The organism is Nostocoides australiense Ben110 (assembly GCF_001050535.1).
GTDB classification, from domain to species: Bacteria; Actinomycetota; Actinomycetes; order Actinomycetales; family Dermatophilaceae; genus Nostocoides_A; species Nostocoides_A australiense.
In genome coordinates this window covers 3,109,557-3,112,270 of the sequence record NZ_HG764815.1, presented here as the reverse complement: position 1 = coordinate 3,112,270, position 2,714 = coordinate 3,109,557, and the positions used below count along the sequence as shown (strand labels likewise).

The following is a 2,714-nucleotide window of genomic DNA, read 5'->3' as shown; positions in this document are numbered from 1 at the left end:
TGTTCCGGTTGCCTTGGTCGCCGCGGCCTCCTTCCCCGCAGCGGCCTTGGCGGCAGCGGCCTTGGTCGCCGGCGCCCGCTTGGCAGCAGGAGCCTTGGAAGCAGGCGCCTTGGTGGCGGCGGCCTTCGCCGCGGTAGTGGCGGTCGACTGTTTCGCCGCGGCCTTCTTGCCGGACGGGACGGCCTTACCGTTCGGAGGGGTCGCGGCCGTCCTGCCGCCACGCGGGGGCGCGCTGGTCGCCGCGGCCGTCGTCGTGCCCTGTCGTGGCGTCAAGCGCAGGCCCCTTTCGGCCTCGATGTCCGAATCGCCGCTGACGCGACGCTCGGTGGCTGAGAATAGGGCATACGCCCCGCACGGCGCAGGCGGCCCGCCGCGACGGATCAGTTTGCGGCCGCGTCCTTGGAGCTCTCCTCCTCGAAGTCCACCTCCGAGGTGTCGAGACCGTCCGCCTCGGACGCGTCGAGACCGTCCGCCTCGGGGGCTGCGAGACTCTCCGCGCCCGGCGCCGCAAGTGCCTCCTCCACCGACGGCGCGGCGTCGAGGTCGGCCAGCGCCGTTTCGATGTGGGTGCGCAGCCCGAGCCGGTAGTTCTGCTCGTGACCTCGCAGCGAGGCGATCAGTTCCTCGATCTTGCTGCGCTGGCCGTCCAAGTCGCCGATGACCTGGTCCCGCTCGGCGTTCGCCGCCGCGAGCAGGCTCGCTGCCTCCTCGCGCGCACCGGTCAGGATCGAGTCCCGCTCCGTCGTGGCGTCACCGATGAGGGTGTCGTGCTGCGACTGGCCGGTGGTGAGGAGTTCGTCGTGCCGGGCCTGGGCCGTCGAGACGAGATCGTCATGCTGCGACTGCGCGGTCGCAAGCAGCTCGTCGTGCCGCGCCTGCGCGCTGGACACGAGCTCGTCGTGTTGCGACTGAGCGGTCGCGATCAACTCGTCGTGCTGCGACTGCCCTTCGTCGATGAGGCGCGCCCGAGTGGCCTCACCCTCAGCGACGTGCTCGTCGTGGACCCGCTGAGCCAGGGCGATCAGGCCGGTCGCGTCGCCGGTGCTCGGCGTGGTCACGCTGCCCTGCGCCTCCTCGGCCCGGGCGGAGAGGGTGGCGATGCGTTCCTGGGCGTTGGCTTCGGCCTGGTCGGCGTCCGCGGTGTAGCGGTCGATCCGCTCCTGGGCGGCCCGCTCGGCTTCGTCGGCGCGCGCGTTGGCAGCCTCGATCCGGGCCCGGGCGTCCTGCTCGGCGGCGTCGGCCTGGCTGTTCGCGTCGAGGATGCGCTGAGCCAGGTCGGCCTCCTCGGGGCTGCCGGAGGCGGCTGCCGCAGCGATCCGCTCCTCGTCACCCTTGCGCATGCGTTTCTGGAGGTCGGCAAGCGCGCGTTCGGCCTCTTCCCGGAGTGCGACCTCGCGCTCGAGCCGGCCGTCGGAAGCGTCCATGACCGGCACGGCACTGGCTGCGTCCTGGACCGGCTCGCTGCCCCGGCACTCTCGTAGTTCCTTCTCCTGGCGCCGCAGGGTGGCCACGATCTCGTCCAGGAAGTCGTCGACCTCGCGCTCGTCATACCCTCGACGGAACTGGGTCGTCGCGAAGGTCTTGTTGAGGACGTCGTCGGGTGTGAGCGGCATCGGGTCTCCTGACATGGCCGATCGGGAAGCGAACGGAAGATCAGTCGGTCAGCTTAGAGGATCGACATCAGCACGGAGATCCCGATCATGAGCACGAGGAACGACAGGTCGATCCCGACATTGCCGAATCTCAGGGTCGGCAGCACCCGCCGCAGGGCTTTCAACGGCGGATCGGTGGCGGTATAGATGCCCTCGGCGACCACCAGCACCGGGCCGCGCGGGCGCCAGTCGCGGGCGAACACCTGGATCCACTCGAAGATGAGCCGGCCGATCAGGAGCAGGAAATAGAGGAAGAGTGCGGTGGAGAGGATCTCTCGGACCAAGCTCACGTCAGGCTCCGGAAGCGGTAGGGCGAAGCGTCATACGGCATTAGACGTCCGAGCGCGGCCAATGATTCCGCGCGCGCCGCGCCAGCCTCGGACTAGCTCTGGTTGAACAGCTCGCGAGGGCCTTCGATGGCGCTCTCGTCCGTGGCCACCTCGACGTGCTCCGGTGAGAGCAGGAACACCTTGGCGGTCACGCGTTCGATGGACCCGTGCAGGCCGAAGACCAGTCCGGCAGCGAAGTCCACCAACCGCTTGGCGTCGGCGTCGCCCATGTCGGAGAGATTCATGATCACCGGCACGCCCTCGCGGAAGGCCTCGCCGATGTTCTTGGCCTCGTTGTAGGTGCGCGGGTGGATCGTCGTGATGCGGCTCAAGGTGGACGCGCGCTCCTCCCGGACGACCTGGCTCAACGTGGCCCGCCGCGGCATGGGCGTCACCTCGGCCGAGCGCTCCGGCCGCACGTCCTGCCGGACCTCGTGGCGCTCCGAACGCGCCGGAGCAGCCTCGGTGGGCTCGTCGTCGTAAGCCTCGGCGTCGTAGTAGTCGTCATATCGATCGTCCTCGGCGAACCCGAGGTAGACCATCGTCTTCTTCAGCGCTCCGGCCATGCCCGTCGATCCCTCACTCTCTATTTCCTCCCGACGTGCTTGCGGTGGCGCCCGCCGGAGACTCTTCGTCATTGAAGTTAACGAAGTGACGCCCGAGAACCGAGGATTGCGGTCCCGACACGCAGGTGTGTCGCCCCCGCGGCCACCGCCGCCTCGAGATCTGCGCT

4 protein-coding genes and 1 pseudogene are annotated in these 2,714 nt (G+C 69.3%); all 5 read right to left on the bottom strand.

Annotation, left to right across the window (positions count from 1 at the left end):
* On the bottom strand, window positions 1–273 hold a 273-nt coding region (locus BN11_RS23975; protein WP_201329274.1), incomplete at its 3' end, for a hypothetical protein.
* 107 nt (window positions 274–380) lie between these two features.
* Entirely contained in the window at window positions 381–1,613 is a 1,233-nt protein-coding gene (locus tag BN11_RS25635; protein WP_048699014.1) for a DivIVA domain-containing protein, read from the bottom strand.
* A 53-nt stretch (window positions 1,614–1,666) separates the two neighbouring features.
* A complete protein-coding gene (locus BN11_RS15045) occupies window positions 1,667–1,942 on the bottom strand; it encodes a YggT family protein (protein ID WP_048699011.1) in 276 nt (91 codons plus the stop codon).
* A gap of 92 nt (window positions 1,943–2,034) precedes the next feature.
* Window positions 2,035–2,547 (bottom strand): cell division protein SepF, encoded by a 513-nt coding sequence (locus BN11_RS15040; protein WP_048699010.1) that lies wholly within the window; start codon window positions 2,545–2,547, stop codon window positions 2,035–2,037.
* A 77-nt stretch (window positions 2,548–2,624) separates the two neighbouring features.
* Window positions 2,625–2,714, bottom strand: a pseudogene (locus BN11_RS25290) (YggS family pyridoxal phosphate-dependent enzyme); the annotation flags it as partial.

Excerpts from the sequence above, each read along its gene's own strand:
- BN11_RS15040 (WP_048699010.1), bottom strand. The coding sequence starts at position 2,547 with ATGGCCGGAGCGCTGAAGAAGACGATGGTCTACCTCGGGTTCGCCGAG.
- BN11_RS25635 (WP_048699014.1), bottom strand. The coding sequence starts at position 1,613 with ATGCCGCTCACACCCGACGACGTCCTCAACAAGACCTTCGCGACGACC.